This window comes from Proteus sp. FZP2095, assembly GCF_023701425.1.
Lineage (GTDB): Bacteria > Pseudomonadota > Gammaproteobacteria > Enterobacterales > Enterobacteriaceae > Proteus > Proteus cibarius.
On sequence record NZ_JAMQBJ010000001.1, the window covers coordinates 1,870,050 to 1,888,116 of the forward strand.

Here is an 18,067-nt window from a genome sequence, read left to right on the forward strand (position 1 = left end):
ATTATACTTATAATTGGCAGGACAGTTTAGCACAAAAAGCGGAGATGCCAATCTTTTTGGCGATTAATCAGCCTGTTTTCTCAGGAACGCAGGGATATCTAAATAATCCGGTTCTTTGTTTGCCTGAGTAGATTGTTCGTTAACGGCTTTTGCTGCTGGCTTGCTTTCTTCTACGGCAGAGAAAGAAGACATGCTATTTTGCATTTGCTGGTAACGATTCTCCATTGCGCTTTGCTGATTCTGTTTATTAGTTACCAACGTAATCTCTGGACGTTTGTCCATACCAATACCTGTTGCAACCACAGTCACACGCAATTCATCATTCATTTCTGGGTCAAGGGATGTACCGATAACCACAGTCGCATTATCTGATGCAAATGCACGAATGGTATTACCCACTGTTTCAAATTCATCAAGACGTAAGTCAAAACCAGCTGTGATGTTGACTAACACACCACGAGCGCCAGATAAGTCGATGTCTTCCAATAATGGACTTGAAATCGCCATTTCTGCTGCTTCTTCAGCACGATCTTCGCCTTTCGCAGCACCAGATCCCATCATGGCATAACCCATTTCAGACATCACAGTTCTTACGTCAGCAAAGTCAACGTTCATTAAACCTGGACGGGTAATTAGCTCAGCGATACCTTGAACTGCACCTTTTAATACATCATTAGCCGCACCAAACGCATCTAATAATGAAATACCACGACCAAGTACTTTTAATAATTTGTCATTTGGAATAGTGATTAATGAGTCAACATGTTTTGACAACTCAGTAATACCTTGTTCCGCAAATGCCATACGTTTTTTGCCTTCAAAATTAAAAGGCTTAGTTACTACAGCAACGGTCAAAATGCCTAATTCTTTAGCCACTTCTGCAACAACAGGCGCAGCACCAGTACCAGTACCACCGCCCATACCAGCTGCGATAAAGACCATATCGGCACCTTCAAGTGCTGCACGTAACCCTTCGCGATCTTCCTCAGCAGCATTACGGCCCACTTCAGGATTTGCACCTGCACCTAAGCCTTTCGTAATGGCATTACCAATTTGGATAGTCTGTCCGACCGCTGTTTTACGTAGCGCTTGAGCATCCGTATTGACTGCAAAGAAATCTACGCCTTCAATACGTTCACGAACCATGTGCTCAACCGCATTACCGCCGCCGCCACCAACGCCGATGACTTTGATCACCGCATCGTTGGTTAATTCCATAGGTTCAAACATAATTTCTCTCCGTTTTGTGCCTTCTCAGGGCCGCTTGCTCAAACGACCTCTTTTTAAATTTGTCTGATTATTAAAACTCTCTTTTTAGCCAACCAGTGAGTTTCTTAAATAAACCACTGACAGCAGAGCGTTTCTCGGTTTCAGTTTCCTCACCAAAGTGAGATTCTTTACCGTAATGCAAGAGCCCAACCGCTGTTGAGTAGTAGGGATCCTGCGCATAATCTGTTAGCCCGGTAATATTTAACGGTTTACCGATCCGTACTTGCGTGTGGAAAACACGTTGAGCACATTCAACAAGTCCATCAATCTGTGCAGCACCACCTGTTAGCACGATACCTGCGGCTAAATGATGCTTAATCCCTTGCTGACGTAACTGTTCTTGAACTTTTAAAATCTCTTCATTAACAAGATTGAGCAATTCGGTATAACGAGGCTCAATCACCTCAGCAAGAGTTTGTCGTTGCAGACTTCTTGGTGGTCTGCCTCCGACACTTGGAACCTCAACATTTTCATCTTTACCAACTAAAGAACCTAATGCACAACCATGGCGAACTTTGATAGCTTCTGCATCATTTGGCGGTGTGCCAAAAGCGTAAGCGATATCGCTGGTTACAACATTGCCTGCATAAGGAATAACGCGAGTATGTCTTAATGCTCCACCGGTATAAATAGCGATATCCATTGTACCGCCACCAATATCAACAACACACACACCTAATTCACGTTCATCTTCTGTTAATACAGCGAAACTTGAAGCGAGTCCCGCAAAAATCAGTTGATCCACTTTTAACCCACAGCGTTCAACTGCTTTTACAATATTCTTTGCCATATCGTTATGGCAGGTAATTAAATGAACTTTAGCCTGCATACGCACGCCCGATAATCCAACTGGGTTTTTGATCCCTTCTTGATAATCAATGGCATACTCTTGCGGTATAACGTGTAGAACACGGTGTTCATCTTTTACTTTGACGGATTTCGCGGTATGTACCACGCTATCAACATCATCTTGAGTTACTTCTTCTTCTGAAATTGGCACCATACCAATCTCATTTTGGCAACTGATATGCTTGCCTGATAACGCCAAATATACTGAAGATATTTGACAGTCAGCCATTAATTCAGCCTGATCTACCGCCCGTTGCACGCATTTTACGACAGATTCGAGATCGTTGACGCCACCTTTATCCATGCCCCGAGATGGACAACTTCCCACCCCGATAATATTCACTACACCATCAGGCAAGATCTCACCGACAAGGGTAGCTACTTTGGCCGTACCAATCTCAAGACCAACTACTAATTTTCTGTCCGTCGCTTTGATCATTATTGTTCTGCCTTCGCCTTCATCGTGTCATCTGCCACGTCTTGTTTATTCATTCTCAAGTAATAAAGGAGCCCATCCGACTGCACCACCACTGTCATAACGCAGATCCACGTAATCAACTCGTTTATCCGTTTGTTGTTGCAGTATCGGATACAACTCAATAAAGCGAGCGATCCGTTTTTCGTTATCCTTACGACCTAACTCCAATCGGACATCATTGTCTAAAACTAATTGCCATCCTTGACGGGCAGACATTGACGCTGCTTTTAAATTCAGGTTACTTGCAAGAAGCTGATCTCTCATTGCGACATAACCTGACAACACCATTTTTTCGCTTCCTTGTGGGCCATATAGCAAAGGATAACTTCCTTTGGTTTCCAACTGCGTTGGCAGACTGAAAACACGCCCTTCTTTATCAAGAAAGTAAGTATCATTCCAACGGGTAAAGGGAACATACTCTACCAGATGAATTTTAAGTTCATCAGGCCACTGTTTACGAACAGTGACTTGCCTAATCCATGGCATGCGTTCAATTTGTTGCTGAATAATATTCACATCCTGTGTCATAAATGTGCCCGGCTTTCCTAAAGACAAAATGGCCTGACGCACATCATCATTCGTTGTGTAATGTCGCTCGCCTGTTAATACAAGTTTTGAGATTGGCAGACGATTTGCGTCTTTCATCCAGTTAACCACTTGTATTCCACCCCAAACGATGGTGGCAATCACACATAAGAAAAAGATTAATCCTGATAAATAAGTACCATTACTCGGTCTGTCAGAATGTTGCTTCTCTTTATGCTCTTTTATATTTAGCGCTGCTTGTGACATATTAACCCACTAACTCCTGAGCAACGTTTAAACAAGAGAATCGCCCATCCTTTTGTCCGATATTCCAGCGATTAATACTTTTCCTACATATATATACTTTATGAACACTATTAGATTTGATAATTAAATCACTAAATTGTTCAATCTGTTGAGAATTATTTACTTTAAAAGAAGAAATAGCGAATTTTTCTGCGTTTTTCTTACTTTTTAACTGAAATTTTTTCTCAACACAAATTTGAGCAAGCGAATTCTCGATCATTTTTTTCGCCAATTCAGTGTTATTTTCTTCATAACACCTCATCATTACAGTTAGTTTATTAACTATTTCACCATAAATGATGTTCACTTGCTCAAACATCCGTCTTAATCCTCGCTGAATGATGGCTGTAATTTCGTATCTGCTAAGCGACGCGCTATTTTACCAATATTTCCAGCACCTTGAACTAAAACAAGATCATTATCTGTTAATACACCCGCTAATATTGATGAAATTTTATCCACATCAGAAACCCAGATAGGATCTAGCTTCCCACGTTGGCGAATTGTTCGACAAAGTGAGCGACTGTCGGCACCAGCAATAGGCGCTTCCCCAGCAGAATAAACATCTGTTAATAATAAAATATCAACTTGATTGAGAACAGTGGCAAAGTCTTCATATAAATCACGAGTACGTGTATAGCGATGAGGTTGGAAAATCATCACTAGACGTTTGTCTGGCCATCCTGCTCTCGCTGCTTTAATCGTTGCATCAACTTCTGTTGGATGATGACCATAATCATCCACTAGCATGACTTCACCTTCTTGGCCATTAACATGCTCAAGACCATAGTTACCTAAAAAGTCGAAACGACGTCCAGTACCTTGGAAGTTAAGTAATGCAGCTAAAATATGTTCGTCAGCAATGCCTTCTTCTGTGGCTACAGCAACTGCTGCCGTCGCATTCAATGCGTTATGGCGACCAGGTGCGTTTAAAACAACTTGTAAATCTGGCATACCTTCACGAGAAATTGTGAAAAAGCCCTGAGCACCTTTTTGTTCATAATGCGTAATACGAACATCCGCATCTTCACTAAAGCCATAAGTTGTAATGTAACGACCCACTTTAGGAATAATCGAACGGATCACATCGTCATCCAGACACATCACAGCGCGACCATAGAATGGTAAATTGTGCAAAAAGGTAATAAATGTCTCTTTTAGATTGTCAAAATTACCGTGATATGTGTCCATATGGTCTGCTTCTATATTCGTAACGACAGCAACCATTGGTTGTAAATGTAAAAACGATGCATCACTTTCATCAGCTTCAGCAATTAAATAACGACTGCAACCTAAACGAGCATGTGTACCAGCTGATTTAACAAGCCCACCATTAACAAACGTAGGATCCAAACCCGCTTGCGCATAAATATTTGAAATCATCGCTGTTGTCGTGGTTTTACCATGTGTTCCGGCAATCGCAACACCATGACGATAACGCATCAATTCAGCTAGCATTTCAGCACGACGAATAACAGGAATACGCGCTTCTCTTGCTGCAATAATCTCAGGGTTTTCAGCACTGATAGCTGTCGATACCACAACAACACTTGCGCCACGAATATTTTCAGGGCGATGATTAAAATAGATTGTTGCGCCTAAGGCAACGAGCTGTTGTGTGACTACATTTGGTGCTAAATCAGAACCACTGATTTCATAACCTTCGTTAGCCAGCACTTCAGCAATTCCACCCATACCCGCACCACCGATGCCGATAAAGTGAATATGCTTAACTTTTCTCATTTCGGGCACAAACGATCTTAGTTTTGCCAGTTGTTGTGTATTCACTATTTACTTCTTCACTCTAAGTTAATGGTTACAAATTACATTTATTTTTTTGCCACTTCGATTATCACATTTGCTACGCGCTCTGTGGCATCCGTAATCGCAACACTTTTTGCTTTCTCTGCCATCGCTAACAAAGTATCTCTATCCCAATTTTTCAGGGTTTGTGCAATGACTTCTGGAGTTAAATCATTTTGCTCGATAATTCGCGCGGCACCCGCTTTTTCTAGCGGTAGTGCATTCCAATATTGCTGTCTATCTTTGTGCTGGAAAGGAACAAAAATAGCGGGTAATCCCGCTGCGGCAATTTCGCTGACCGTTAATGCACCTGAACGACACACCACAACATCAGCCCATTGGTAAGCTTGCGCTATATCATCAATAAATTCAGTAACTTTATATTCAGATTTAACTGAATTTTTTGCTAATTCGTTCTGATAGCGTGTTTTTGTATCACTTTCGCCACCTTTTCCTGCTTGATGCCAGATTGTAACATGTTCACCTAGCAAACCTGCAACTACAGGTAAGGTGTGATTTAAAATTCTAGCGCCTTGGCTACCACCAATAATCAGTACACGAACAGGCCCTGTTCTCTCTTTTAATCGTACTGAAGGTGCTTCAAGTGCCAATACATCTTCACGAACAGGATTTCCAACAACAGGTGCTTTAGGAAATGCCCCCGGAAAAGCCTGCAATACACGCTTCGCAATTTTAGATAACCAACGATTGGTTAATCCAGCGATACCATTTTGCTCATGCAAAATAACAGGTATCCCACACATCCAAGCAGCAACACCGCCTGGACCTGAAACATAGCCCCCCATACCAAGTACAGCATCTGGCTGATAACGCTTCATAATGGCGCGAGCTTGGAAAATCGCTTTAATAATACGAATAGGAGCTGCGATTAACGCTTTAATCCCTTTACCACGTAAGCCTGAGATACGAATAAATTCAATTTCGATACCGTGTTTAGGTACTAAATCGGCTTCCATTCTGTCCGCCGTTCCTAACCATCGAATTTCCCAACCTTGGGATTGTAGATAATGAGCAACAGCCAGTCCTGGGAATACATGCCCCCCAGTACCACCAGCCATAACCATTAAACGGCGTCTACGCTCGCTCATTTCGGGCTCCTTACAAACGCCTGAGCTTGTGCTAGACGTGTTTCATAATCAATTCGTAATAACATCACGATGGCAGTTGACATAATAATCAAGCTCGAACCACCGTAACTAATAAGAGGAAGGGTTAATCCCTTTGTTGGCAACATGCCTGCTGCTGCGCCTACATTGACCAATGATTGGAATGTAAACCATATCCCGATAGAGCAAGCTAAAAAACCTGAGAAACGTTGATCGAGGATCAGCGCACGTCGCCCAATTTGCATCGCACGAAAAGCGATGAAGAATACCATTAAAAGCACCAAAACCACACCGATATAACCAAGTTCTTCAGCAAGAATAGAGAAAATAAAGTCGGTATGCGCTTCAGGTAAATATTCTAATTTTTGTACTGAGTTTCCTAAACCTTGTCCCAGTAAATCTCCACGGCCAAAAGCCATTAGAGATTGTGTAAGTTGATAACCACTACCAAATGGATCTTCCCAAGGCTCTAAGAAAGAAGTAATACGTCGAACACGGTAAGGTTCAACGATAATCAACATAACAACAGCCGCAATTCCTGAGCCGATAATAGCTAAGAATTGCCAAATTTTAGCACCCGCTAAAAATAACAACGCTAATGTTGTTACGAATAAAACTACAACCGTTCCTAAGTCTGGCTGTAATAACAATAAAATAGCCAGTATTAACATCACACCCATCGGCTTACAGAAACCCCAAAAGTTGTTTCTTACTTCTTCAACTTTTCGAACTAAATAACTCGATAGATAACAAAAGAGTGCAAGTTTTGATAATTCAGCAGGCTGGAAATTTAATGGCCCCACAGCAATCCAGCGTGAAGCACCATTAACCGAACTTCCGACACCTAATACCACCAATAAAAGGAGTATCGAGCCAAACAACATTAAGCTGCTATAACGTTGCCAAATTGCCATTGGGATGCGCATGGTGACTAACGCAATACAAAATGCGACAACGATATAGATACCATCACGTTTCGCAAATAAGAAAGGATCTTCTGCAAGACGTTGACCTACCGGCATTGAAGCCGATGTCACCATAACAAAGCCGACAACCGCTAATCCGAAAGTAAACCAGAGCAAAGTGCGATCATACGGCACAAATGCCGTATTCTCAGTTTGATAACTGCCCACTAGCCACTGTTTTAATCTTCGCATTGCGAATATGCTCATCAGCCAAGCTCCCTTGCTAAACGTGCAAATTCATCACCGCGCTGCTCAAAACATTTAAACTGATCTAAGCTTGCACATGCTGGAGAGAGCAACACCATATCTCCTGATTTTACAGTCGGTGCTAAGGCTCGTATGGCTTCTTCCATTGTCACTGTTAATAAAGAGACATCGGGTCGTAGATTTGCCAATGCTTGTCCATCTTGTCCAAAACAGTACAGACGAATATTGTCACCGCTGATATAAGGCAATAAAGAAGAGAAGTCAGCCGATTTCCCATCACCACCTAATAAAAGGTGTAATGTACCTTCAACTTCAAGCCCTCGTAATGCCGCTTCTGTGCTTCCCACATTGGTCGCTTTCGAGTCATTTATCCAACGTACATTTTGATGTGAATAAACTAATTGAAAACGATGAGCAAGACCGTGATACGTTTTCAGTACCTCAGTTGCTGCTTTACGAGAAATACCCACTGCGTCAGCAAGTGCTAATGCCGCTAATGCATTCGTATAGTTATGTTGTCCTGACAGATACATTTCAGCCATTGAAAGGACTTTCTCACCTTTCACTTTTAAAATACGATTTGTGTTATCAAGCTGATAATCACCTTGTCCAACACCAAAACTAACACAACGATTATCCTTACCTGCTAAAGGTAACGTTAATGTATCATCTTCGTTATAAACGCAGGTTTTAGCGTTATCGTAGATACGCAGTTTTGCTTCACGGTATTGCTCTAATCCCAACGGATAGCGATTCATATGATCTTCGCTAATATTTAATACCGTTGCAGCCGCGGCTTGTAAGCTATAAGTCGTTTCCAATTGGAAGCTTGATAGCTCTAATACATATAAATCATAAGGCTCGGTTAATAAAGTCAGAGCTGGAACACCAATGTTGCCACCAACCCCAACGCGAATACCATCCGCACTTGCCATTTCACCCACTAGCGTTGTCACAGTGCTTTTACCGTTAGAGCCAGTAATCGCAACAATAGGTGCTTTGGCTTCACGGCAAAATAGTTCGATATCACCGACAATTTCAACACCATGATTTGCTGCTTCAACAAGCTCAGGTGTTGAAAGTGCAATACCCGGACTAGAGATAATTAAATCAGCATCATTAAGCCATGCTTGATGAAAACTACCTGTATGATATTCGACGTCAGCAGGAAGCTTATCTAAGCCTCCTGGTTTTTGGCGTGTATCAATAACCTTAGGTGTAACACCTTGGCGGATAAAAAAGTCAACGCAGGAAAGGCCTGTTATTCCAAGCCCAACAACAACCACTTTTTTTCCCTGATAATTTGCCATATTAACGTACCTTTAATGTCGCCAGACCAATAAGCACTAACATCAGTGAGATGATCCAGAAACGGACAATAACACGAGGTTCAGGCCAGCCTTTTAATTCATAATGGTGATGAATTGGAGCCATACGGAAAATACGTTGACCACGCAACTTAAATGAGCCGACTTGTAAAATAACGGAGAGTGTTTCAACTACAAACACACCCCCCATAATGACTAATAAAAATTCTTGGCGTAATAACACCGCAATCGTTCCTAATGCACCACCTAATGCAAGAGAACCTACATCACCCATAAATACTTGAGCTGGGTAAGTATTAAACCAAAGGAACCCTAGGCCCGCACCAACGATAGCGGTACAGACAATCACTAATTCACCCGCATGCATCAAGTAAGGAATTTTTAAGTAGCTTGCAAAATTAACGTTACCTGTCGCCCATGCGACTAATGCAAAACCAGCGGCAACAAAAACAGTTGGCATAATGGCTAAACCATCTAAACCATCCGTTAAGTTAACGGCGTTACTTGTTCCCACAATGACGAAATAAGCCAGTAAAATATAAAGCATGCCTAATTGAGGCATGACATCTTTAAAGAATGGAACGACTAACTGTGTTGCTGGCGTATCTTTGCCAATGGCATACATACTAAATGCCACAACAAGCGCTAATACGGATTGCCAGAAATATTTCCAACGTGCGATTAAGCCTTTGGTATCTTTACGAACAACTTTGCGATAATCATCAACAAACCCAATTACGCCGTAGCCAATTAAAACCAGCAATACACACCAAACGTAAGGGTTATCTAATCTTGCCCATAACAGTGTAGAGATGGAGATAGAGAACAGGATCATAATCCCGCCCATTGTTGGTGTACCACGTTTACTAAAGTGCGACTCAGGTCCTTCACTACGAACCACTTGTCCAATTTGCATTTTTTGTAACCATGCGATGAGATGAGGCCCCATCCACAAAGCAATAATTAATGCCGTCAATAAACCAACAATCGCCCTGAATGTCAGATAAGAAAATACATTAAAAAATGTATGGTATTTAACCAAATATTCGGCTAGCCAAACTAACATTCAAAGCACTCCTTTAATGCGTTCACAATATCTTCCATCGCGGAGCTTCGTGAACCTTTTACTAAAACTGAAACAACATCATGTTGCTGTAATAATGGAATTAATTGAGCAAGTAAGTCGGCTTTAAATGCAAAATGCTGACCACCTTGATTTTCATCACTAATAAAATGACTGTGATGCCCAACAGTAAAGACACTATCAATACCAGCACTGTGAGCAAAACGACCAACATCGCGGTGGCATTTTTCTGAATCTTTACCTAATTCAGCCATATCCCCAGCGACAAAAATTTTATATCCCGGTAATTGAGAGAGCACTTGTAAGCCCGCAATCATCGAGCCATCGTTCGCATTGTAAGTGTCATCTAACACCATTTTTCCTGAAGTTAACTCTACAGGATACAATCTTCCCGGTACCGCTTTTAATGTTGATAAGCCAAGGCGAATATCTTCAAGGGTTGCCCCAGCAGATAACGCAAGTGCACTTGCAGCTAACGCATTCGCAATATTATGGCGCCCCGGCAATGGAAGAGTGACATCAACACAACCTTCTGGTGTGTGTAAGGTGAAATTGGTGATGAATTGCTTAACAACGATATCCGTCGGATAAAAATCTGCGTTGCTTTGTGCGGATAAAGAGAACGACCATTGTGTTTGGCGCGCATTTAAATGATGTTGCCACAGAGGTAAGTCATTACTATCAAGATTAATAATGGCTGTACCTTGCTCTTTTAAGTGAGAAAAGATTTCGCCTTTAGCTTGAGCAATACCTTCCAGTGAGCCGAAACCTTCAATATGTGCAGAAAAGAGGTTGTTTACCAATGCAGCATCCGGTTTTACCATATTTACTGTGTAGGCGATTTCACCGATATGGTTTGCACCTAATTCGATAACTGCAAAACGGTGTTCAGGCGTTAAACGAAAAAGCGTTAAAGGTACGCCAATATCGTTATTTAAATTGCCATGCGTATATAAGGTTTCGCCACAGTGACGCAAAATAGAAGCGGTCATCTCTTTAACGGAAGTTTTTCCGGAAGAGCCTGTCAGCGCAACAATCTTAGCATGACTTAGCGAGCGAATATGTGCTGCTATTTTCCCCATTGCGAGATGAGTATCTTTCACAATGATTTGTGGGCAATCAACATCAATCTCACAATTAACTAGGACTGCTACAGCGCCCTTTTCTTTCACATCAGCAATAAAATCATGAGCATCAAAACGCTCACCCGCTAATGCAATAAACAGGCAATCTTCATCAATTTTACGGCTATCCGTTGAAATCGATTTGATGATAAGTTGATCCGCTGAGTCTTGAGCGATATGGCTCAATGTGCCTTTGGTAACTTGTGCAATATTTTCTAAAGATAGAGGGATCATGCCATCACCCCCAATAATCGAGCAACGGTTAATCTATCTGAATAATCAAGGCGACGTGAGCCAACCAACTGATAATCTTCATGCCCTTTACCAGCGACTAAAATCATATCATTGGCATCTGCTTGCATAATCACGTTAGTGACTGCTTCAGCTCGACCTTCAATAGCAATCGCACGACCCGGGTCCATTAAACCTGAAAGAATATCTTGGATAATTGCTTGAGGCTCTTCGCTACGCGGGTTGTCATCAGTGATGACAACTTTATCAGCCAGCTCTTCTGCGACCGACCCCATTAGTGGGCGCTTACCTTTATCTCTATCTCCGCCACAACCAAATACACACCACAGTTTACCTGTGCAGTGTAAACGAGCAGCTTGAAGTGCCTTTTCTAAAGCATCTGGAGTATGAGCATAATCGACAATAACTGTAGGACGATTATCCGCGCTAAACACTTCCATGCGACCACAAACAGGAGTAAGTGCAGATGAAGCATTAATCACAGCATTTAATGGGTATCCTAATGCCAATAATGTCGCCAAAGCACACAAGAGGTTACTGACATTAAAAGCCCCCATAAGTGGGCTTTCAATTTCACCATCACCCCAACTAGAACTAAAATGAATGGTTGCGCCTGCGTCGTGATAATGAATATGGGTTGTTTTAACAAAACGGCCTTGCCAATTTGGTGGCAATTTATTTTCCATTGTCACTGCAACGGCATCTGATAAACGAGACAACCATTTTTGACCAACAGCATCATCCGCATTGATAATTTTCTCACCACTTTGATGTGTGGAAAACAGTAACCATTTTGCTTCTTCGTAATTTGCCATATCACCATGATAATCAAGATGATCTCGGCTTAAATTCGTAAATACACTCGCCACAAAAGGCAATGCACTGACACGGCCTTGAACTAAACCATGAGAAGAAACTTCCATAGCCGTTAATGTCGCGCCTTGATTTAATAATTGCTGTAACTCTAATTGAATATCAACCGCAGATCCGGTGGTGTTCATCGCAGGAACAACATGACCTAAAAGCCCGTTACCTACTGTTCCCATCACAGCACTTGTTTCACCCAAACCTTGTGCCCACTGTGCTAACAATTGTGTTGTTGTCGTTTTTCCGTTAGTCCCAGTAACACCAACTAGTTTCAGTTTTTCCGCGGGTTGATGATAAAAGTGCCCAGCTAATTTTGATAACTCAGCATTAAGATTATCAATATAAATAACTGGAATACCGTGACTTTCACGGATTTCGCCATGCGTTGCAACATCTTGGGCTTCCGCTAATACCGCAGAAACACCCTGAGCAATTGCTTGAGGAATATAGCGTCTACCATCAGTTTCATGACCTTTAATGGCGATAAAAAGATCACCGCTCGCCGCTTTTCGGCTGTCGAGTGTCATGTCTTTGAGCATCAATGACGGTGCTTGTATCCCGAGTGCCCCTAATAGGTCACTTAAGTTAGGATCGGCCACTTGTATCCTCTTCTTTTTTAATTACAAATTCATTTTTATCGTCTGGCGTCAATGCATCAGGTTCTACGTTCATCGTACGTAAAACTGCGCCCATGATTGTGCCAAACACCGGTGCGGATACTGCGCCCCCATAGTACTTACCTGCTTTAGGTTCATTGATTATCACAACCAACGCAAAGCGAGGACGACTTGCCGGTGCAACACCCGCCGCATAAGAGATATATTGATTGATATATTTTCCGTCAGGCCCTACTTTTTTCGCTGTCCCTGTTTTAATCGCAACACGATAACCTTTAATTGCCGCACTCACACCACCGCCACCAGGTAATGCAACGCTTTCCATCATGTGCACGACAGTTCTCATCACTGGTTCTGGGAAGACTCGTGTTCCCGGTACAGGGGGGTCAACTTTCGTAATAGAGAGAGGGCGATAAATACCAAAACTACCAATCGTTGCGTAGACACGCGCTAACTGTAACGGTGTTACCATTAGCCCATATCCGAATGAGAAGGTGGCCCTTTCAAGATCGGACCACCGTTGTTTTTTTATTGGAAATATGCCACTACTTTCGCCAACTAGCCCCAAGTTAGTTGGCTTCCCGAATCCAAATCGTGAATATACATCCACAAGTTCAGATGCAGGCATCGCTAACGCCAGTCGTGAAACACCAACGTTACTCGATTTCTGTAATATTCCTGTTATCGATAGTTCACTATATCGCCCTACATCTTTGATTTGATGTCCGTTAATACGATAAGGAACAGTATTAATAACACTATTTTCTTTAATAATATGATTGTGAAGAGCACTCATCACAACCATTGGTTTTACGGTAGAACCTGGTTCAAAAATATCGGTGATAGCACGGTTGCGCATCGCGTCTTTTGGCGTACCCGTTAAATTATTTGGGTTGTAAGATGGGCTGTTTGCCATCGCCAACACTTCACCGGTATTTACATCAACTAAAACCGCCGTTCCTGACTCAGCTTTATTTTTAATAACCGCATTGGTTAATTCGCGATAAACCACAGATTGTAAACGCTCATCAATACTTAACATCAGGTTATGAGCAGCTTGGCTATCTGTTTGAGCGATGTTCTCAATAACACGATTAAAACCATCTTTCCGAACAACACGCTCACCGGGAGCACCTGTCAGCCACTGATTAAAGCTTTTTTCAACACCTTCAATGCCATCACCATCAATATTTGTTACGCCGATGATGTGAGCTGTGACTTCACCTGACGGATAATAGCGTTTTGATTCTTGACGCATATTAATCCCAGTGATTTTTAGTTTGCTGATGTAATCACTAATTTCAGGATTCACTTGGCGAGCCAAATAGATAAAGCGAGCAGAAGGCGTTGTGACAATTTTTTGCTCAATTTGATTCACTGGCATTTTAAGTGCATCAGCAAGTGCTAACCAACGAGAGTCCGTCATATCAGGATTTGCATCTAATACAACTTTAGGATCAGCCCAAATAGCATAAACAGGCACACTGACAGCAAGAGGTCGCCCCATTCTATCGCTGATCATGCCTCTGGCCGTTGGTACTTTTTGCACACGTAGAGAACGCATATCCCCTTCACGAATAAGGGGGTCGGGATTAATAATCTGTAAATAGGCAACACGGATTAATAACGCAGCTAAAGCGATACCAATACCACCGCAAAGCAACGCAAAACGCCAACTCACAAATCCTGTTTTTTCTTCAGGCTTGCGTAGTTTGGCATTTGACTTTGTCTTTGCTTTCGCTTTTGCCGAACGTGAAAATTTCATACTTGCCTTAATTATTTAGTAACCACGATGTTCTCTTTTGTTGGGTCGACATGGATCATGCCCAAACTATCACTTGAAAAACGTTCTACTCGGCTATGGTCTGCCAGAGCGTTTTCTTCAAGAATAAGATTGCGCCATTCGATCTCCAATACGTTTTTTTCCAGCACTAAACGCTCCTTCTCTGCTGTCAATAAACGTGTCTTATGTGCTGTCGTCACGACATACACCGCAGAAATAATCACAGCAATCAGTAAAAATACAGGTAGTTTGCCATGACGCAGTAAATCCTGCCCTATAACTCCCGGTAGTGAGTGTCGTTCAGTAGACATTTATTCTCCAATACGTTGTGCTACACGCAATACAGAGCTTCGTGCGCGTGGATTTTCTTCAACTTCCACGCCAGTCGGTTTCATCTTGTGAATACTCGATAAGCGAGCACTTCCTAACTCTTTTATCTGCGCTTCAGTGAGAGGAATACCAGCAGGAACAACAGGCCCTTTACTCTCATCTCGAATAAAACGCTTCACTAATCGGTCTTCCAAAGAATGGAAACTAATTACCGACAAACGCCCTTCTGGCGCTAAAACAGAAACAGCACCTTTTAGTGCTTTTTCAATTTCATCTAACTCGCTATTGATATAGATGCGAATTGCCTGAAAACTGCGTGTTGCAGGGTGCTTATGTCGCTCTTTTACTGGGCTTGCATCGCTAATTAAATCTGCCAATTGCTTGGTGCGAGTCAAAGGCTCTTCTGTTTTGTTGCGAGCAACAATGGCGCGAGCAATACGTTTAGCAAAGCGTTCTTCACCAAATGTTTTCAATACCCATGTAATATCGTCTTCTTCTGCTGTCATCAGCCATTGTGCAGCTGATTGCCCTGATGTTGGGTCCATACGCATATCAAGAGGCCCATCACGCATAAATGAGAAACCACGCTCAGGATCATCAAGTTGAGGAGAAGAAACACCTAAATCCAGTAATACGCCGTCAATTTTTCCAGCTAAATCGAGCTCATTAACATACTGTTCAATATTTGAAAAAGGCCCATGAACAATAGAAAACCGAGCATCATCAATCTCATTAGCAACTGCTATAGCTTGCGGATCTCTGTCTATCGCGATTAAGCGACCTTGCTCACCCAATTGCGACAAAATTAGACGAGAGTGACCTCCACGACCAAATGTTCCGTCGATATAGATACCTGAAGGTTTAATATTCAGGCCATTCACTGCTTCATCCAGTAATACACTGGTATGACTAAAATTATTTGTTGTCATTATTTAAAGTGATAAATCCAATAGTCGTGTCGATAACGGTTCCTGTGAGGTTTGCTCGGCTACAATGTCTTTTTCGATCTGTTTGTACCAGACCTGTTCATCCCACAATTCAAATTTATTGAATTGACCGACTAACATGACCTCTTTTGTTAGCCCCGCATGCTGTCTTAGCGTGCTAGCTAACAAAAGACGTCCTGCGCTATCCATTTGGCATTCGCTGGCGTGGCCTAATAACAAACGTTGAACTCGACGTTCCGCAGGATTCATGGAGGACAAAGCCGCTAATTTTAACTCAATCTTTTCCCATTCAGGAAGGGTGTAAAGCAATAAACATGGCTGATTGAGATCAATGGTACAAACCATTTGACCTTCTGAAATCTCACTCAGCGTTGTTCGATAACGGGAAGGAACTGTTATTCGCCCTTTGCTGTCAAGATTAACGAGTGTTGCTCCACGAAACATCCTCATTACCCTCAGCTTTGTAATTTACACCACATTATCCCACAAATCCCCACAAATAGAGTTTACGGATGGTATGAAAACGTTGTCAAGCCAGATATAGGAAGCTTTATTTATATTTACAGTAATTTGATAGGCACACCGAAATGTTTAAATTATCGACAAAAAGGGGAGGGAGACAATTAACACTATGATTAATAGAGATTATTTTTCCAATTCTATTTTTAATCACGAAAGGTAATTATTTATAACGATTACAAGGAGGAAAAATAGATAAAGAAATCATAATCAGTAAATCATGATTTTTATTATAAAAAACTAATTTATTGCAGCTCATTTACCTTTAGCCAACATAATAATTTGGGGTTGCTTTTATATAAATAAAAATAGTAAGACGATAAAAAATAATTCAATATCATGAAGATAGTTATTTATTTTTTTCTTAAGTTTCCCAAAATAAAATTAATTACTTATTAAATTTAAGCAATATCACTTATGGGTATATCAAAATTTAATCTATTAACTTAGTAAAATGAGAGAAATAGTAAAAAAAGGCTTAAGATTAATCTCAAATTTAATATTCTCTAAGCTATTCGACATTCTTAAATCAAAATAAAGCATCCCCGTTTTAATTTAATAAAACAGGGATGAGTATAAATGCAGATAATTACCAACAGAGTCACATCAATTAACGTGCACGTCCCAAACTGCCTCGACGGCATAAATCACGACGAATACGTGTAATACCCGCTTGCGGTTTTTGTTCTTCTTCAAGACTTGCAAGAACAAGTTCTAACACACGCTCTGCAATATCACGATGTCGTTGAGCGACAGATAAAACAGGACACTCAAGAAAATCCAATAACTCATGATCACCGAAAGTCGCAATAACCAATTGTGTAGGTAAACGGCCACTACGTTGTAATGTCACATCCATAACCCCTTGTAATAAAGCAAAAGAAGTCGTGAATAATGCATCAGGCATTGGATTATTATTTAACCATTCAGAAAAAGCAGCCGCAGCAGCTTCTCGTTCATAGCTATTTGCATATAGGTAGGTAACTTCTCTAGGATCATCTTTCCATACATTACGGAAGCCTTGTTCACGTAAAAAACTCACTGAGAGTTCAGGTAGTGCGCCTAAATAGAGTACGGATTGCGAAGGAAATGCTTTTAGTTCTGTTGCCAACATTTTGGCATCTTCTAAGTCATCACCAACAACACTGATAAAATGCTCACTTTCTAATGCTCGGTCTAATGCAATAATCGGTAATGAGCGATTTGCCCAACGTTGATAGAAAGGATGCTCTGGTGGCAATGCTGTTGAAACAATAATGGCATCAACTTGGCGTTGCAATAAGTGCTCAACACAACGAATTTCGTTGTCTGGTTGGTCTTCTGAACAGGCAATCAGTAATTGATAACCACGTTGACGCGCTTGTCGTTCAAGGTAATTTGCGATCCTGGTATAACTGGTATTTTCCAAATCAGGAATAACCAAACCAATAGAACGCGTACGACCAGCACGTAATCCCGCGGCAACAGCGTTCGGGTGGTAATTATGCTCTCTGACCACCGCCATCACTTTTTCAACAGTCTTGTCACTTACACGGTACTGTTTCGCTTTACCATTAATGACATAACTTGCTGTTGTTCGTGAAACACCAGCCAAGCGGGCGATTTCATCCAGTTTCACATTAGCCTCTTTTAATTATTAAATGTATTATTTATTACATATTGCTATGAATTTCAGTCATCATGCTGA

General features: G+C 41.5%; 16 protein-coding genes. All 16 read right to left on the minus strand.

Annotation, left to right across the window (positions count from 1 at the left end):
• Window positions 1-63 precede the first annotated feature (63 nt).
• Entirely contained in the window at window positions 64-1,230 is a 1,167-nt protein-coding gene (ftsZ, locus tag NBG71_RS09060; protein ID WP_023581499.1) for a cell division protein FtsZ, read from the minus strand.
• A 70-nt stretch (window positions 1,231-1,300) separates the two neighbouring features.
• Window positions 1,301-2,557: a cell division protein FtsA gene (gene ftsA / locus NBG71_RS09065; protein WP_006533748.1), complete on the minus strand. Its 1,257-nt coding sequence runs from the start codon at window positions 2,555-2,557 to the stop codon at window positions 1,301-1,303.
• A gap of 45 nt (window positions 2,558-2,602) precedes the next feature.
• Entirely contained in the window at window positions 2,603-3,388 is a 786-nt protein-coding gene (gene ftsQ / locus NBG71_RS09070) for a cell division protein FtsQ (RefSeq protein WP_075670791.1), read from the minus strand.
• A gap of 1 nt (window position 3,389) precedes the next feature.
• Window positions 3,390-3,746 (minus strand): hypothetical protein, encoded by a 357-nt coding sequence (locus tag NBG71_RS09075; protein WP_075670789.1) that lies wholly within the window; start codon window positions 3,744-3,746, stop codon window positions 3,390-3,392.
• Between the two features lie 5 nt (window positions 3,747-3,751).
• Window positions 3,752-5,215 (minus strand): UDP-N-acetylmuramate--L-alanine ligase, encoded by a 1,464-nt coding sequence (murC, locus tag NBG71_RS09080; RefSeq protein WP_075670787.1) that lies wholly within the window; start codon window positions 5,213-5,215, stop codon window positions 3,752-3,754.
• Between the two features lie 41 nt (window positions 5,216-5,256).
• Window positions 5,257-6,339 carry an undecaprenyldiphospho-muramoylpentapeptide beta-N-acetylglucosaminyltransferase gene (murG, locus tag NBG71_RS09085; protein ID WP_075670785.1) on the minus strand — a complete coding sequence of 361 codons (1,083 nt, stop codon included), beginning with the start codon at window positions 6,337-6,339 and terminating at the stop codon, window positions 5,257-5,259.
• On the minus strand, window positions 6,336-7,529 hold the full coding sequence (gene ftsW, locus NBG71_RS09090; RefSeq protein ID WP_075670783.1) for a cell division protein FtsW: 1,194 nt from the start codon (window positions 7,527-7,529) through the stop codon (window positions 6,336-6,338). The genes murG and ftsW overlap by 4 nt, the downstream gene beginning before the upstream one ends.
• Window positions 7,529-8,839, minus strand: coding sequence for a UDP-N-acetylmuramoyl-L-alanine--D-glutamate ligase (gene murD, locus NBG71_RS09095; protein WP_075670781.1), 1,311 nt, complete (start codon window positions 8,837-8,839; stop codon window positions 7,529-7,531). Before murD ends, ftsW begins: the two co-directional genes overlap by 1 nt.
• A 1-nt stretch (window position 8,840) precedes the next feature.
• Window positions 8,841-9,923 (minus strand): phospho-N-acetylmuramoyl-pentapeptide-transferase, encoded by a 1,083-nt coding sequence (mraY, locus tag NBG71_RS09100; protein WP_023581493.1) that lies wholly within the window; start codon window positions 9,921-9,923, stop codon window positions 8,841-8,843.
• Entirely contained in the window at window positions 9,917-11,299 is a 1,383-nt protein-coding gene (murF, locus tag NBG71_RS09105) for a UDP-N-acetylmuramoyl-tripeptide--D-alanyl-D-alanine ligase (RefSeq protein ID WP_250916787.1), read from the minus strand. Before murF ends, mraY begins: the two co-directional genes overlap by 7 nt.
• Window positions 11,296-12,783, minus strand: a complete 1,488-nt coding sequence (murE, locus tag NBG71_RS09110; protein WP_250916788.1) for a UDP-N-acetylmuramoyl-L-alanyl-D-glutamate--2,6-diaminopimelate ligase — start codon at window positions 12,781-12,783, stop codon at window positions 11,296-11,298. Before murE ends, murF begins: the two co-directional genes overlap by 4 nt.
• Complete coding sequence (gene ftsI, locus NBG71_RS09115; protein ID WP_099659307.1) at window positions 12,770-14,566, minus strand: peptidoglycan DD-transpeptidase PBP3; 1,797 nt, start codon at window positions 14,564-14,566, stop codon at window positions 12,770-12,772. Before ftsI ends, murE begins: the two co-directional genes overlap by 14 nt.
• 11 nt (window positions 14,567-14,577) lie before the next feature.
• Window positions 14,578-14,895 (minus strand): cell division protein FtsL, encoded by a 318-nt coding sequence (gene ftsL / locus NBG71_RS09120; RefSeq protein WP_075670773.1) that lies wholly within the window; start codon window positions 14,893-14,895, stop codon window positions 14,578-14,580.
• Window positions 14,896-15,843, minus strand: a complete 948-nt coding sequence (gene rsmH, locus NBG71_RS09125) for a 16S rRNA (cytosine(1402)-N(4))-methyltransferase RsmH (protein WP_075670771.1) — start codon at window positions 15,841-15,843, stop codon at window positions 14,896-14,898.
• Window positions 15,844-15,846: 3 nt separating this feature from the next.
• The gene (gene mraZ / locus NBG71_RS09130) at window positions 15,847-16,305 is read right to left on the minus strand and encodes a division/cell wall cluster transcriptional repressor MraZ (RefSeq protein WP_075670769.1); all 459 of its coding nucleotides are present in this window, start codon (window positions 16,303-16,305) and stop codon (window positions 15,847-15,849) included.
• A gap of 685 nt (window positions 16,306-16,990) precedes the next feature.
• Entirely contained in the window at window positions 16,991-17,998 is a 1,008-nt protein-coding gene (gene cra / locus NBG71_RS09135; RefSeq protein ID WP_075670767.1) for a catabolite repressor/activator, read from the minus strand.
• Window positions 17,999-18,067 lie beyond the last annotated feature (69 nt).

Bases quoted from the DNA above. Each gene is read 5' to 3' on its own strand.
- ftsW (WP_075670783.1), bottom strand. From the start codon at position 7,529: ATGAGCATATTCGCAATGCGAAGATTAAAACAGTGGCTAGTGGGCAGT.
- murG (WP_075670785.1), bottom strand. From the start codon at position 6,339: ATGAGCGAGCGTAGACGCCGTTTAATGGTTATGGCTGGTGGTACTGGG.
- rsmH (WP_075670771.1), bottom strand. From the start codon at position 15,843: ATGACAACAAATAATTTTAGTCATACCAGTGTATTACTGGATGAAGCA.
- murF (WP_250916787.1), bottom strand. From the start codon at position 11,299: ATGATCCCTCTATCTTTAGAAAATATTGCACAAGTTACCAAAGGCACA.
- ftsQ (WP_075670791.1), bottom strand. From the start codon at position 3,388: ATGTCACAAGCAGCGCTAAATATAAAAGAGCATAAAGAGAAGCAACAT.
- ftsL (WP_075670773.1), bottom strand. From the start codon at position 14,895: ATGTCTACTGAACGACACTCACTACCGGGAGTTATAGGGCAGGATTTA.
- ftsI (WP_099659307.1), bottom strand. From the start codon at position 14,566: ATGAAATTTTCACGTTCGGCAAAAGCGAAAGCAAAGACAAAGTCAAAT.
- NBG71_RS09075 (WP_075670789.1), bottom strand. From the start codon at position 3,746: ATGTTTGAGCAAGTGAACATCATTTATGGTGAAATAGTTAATAAACTA.
- ftsZ (WP_023581499.1), bottom strand. From the start codon at position 1,230: ATGTTTGAACCTATGGAATTAACCAACGATGCGGTGATCAAAGTCATC.
- mraY (WP_023581493.1), bottom strand. From the start codon at position 9,923: ATGTTAGTTTGGCTAGCCGAATATTTGGTTAAATACCATACATTTTTT.
- mraZ (WP_075670769.1), bottom strand. From the start codon at position 16,305: ATGTTTCGTGGAGCAACACTCGTTAATCTTGACAGCAAAGGGCGAATA.
- ftsA (WP_006533748.1), bottom strand. From the start codon at position 2,557: ATGATCAAAGCGACGGACAGAAAATTAGTAGTTGGTCTTGAGATTGGT.
- murD (WP_075670781.1), bottom strand. From the start codon at position 8,839: ATGGCAAATTATCAGGGAAAAAAAGTGGTTGTTGTTGGGCTTGGAATA.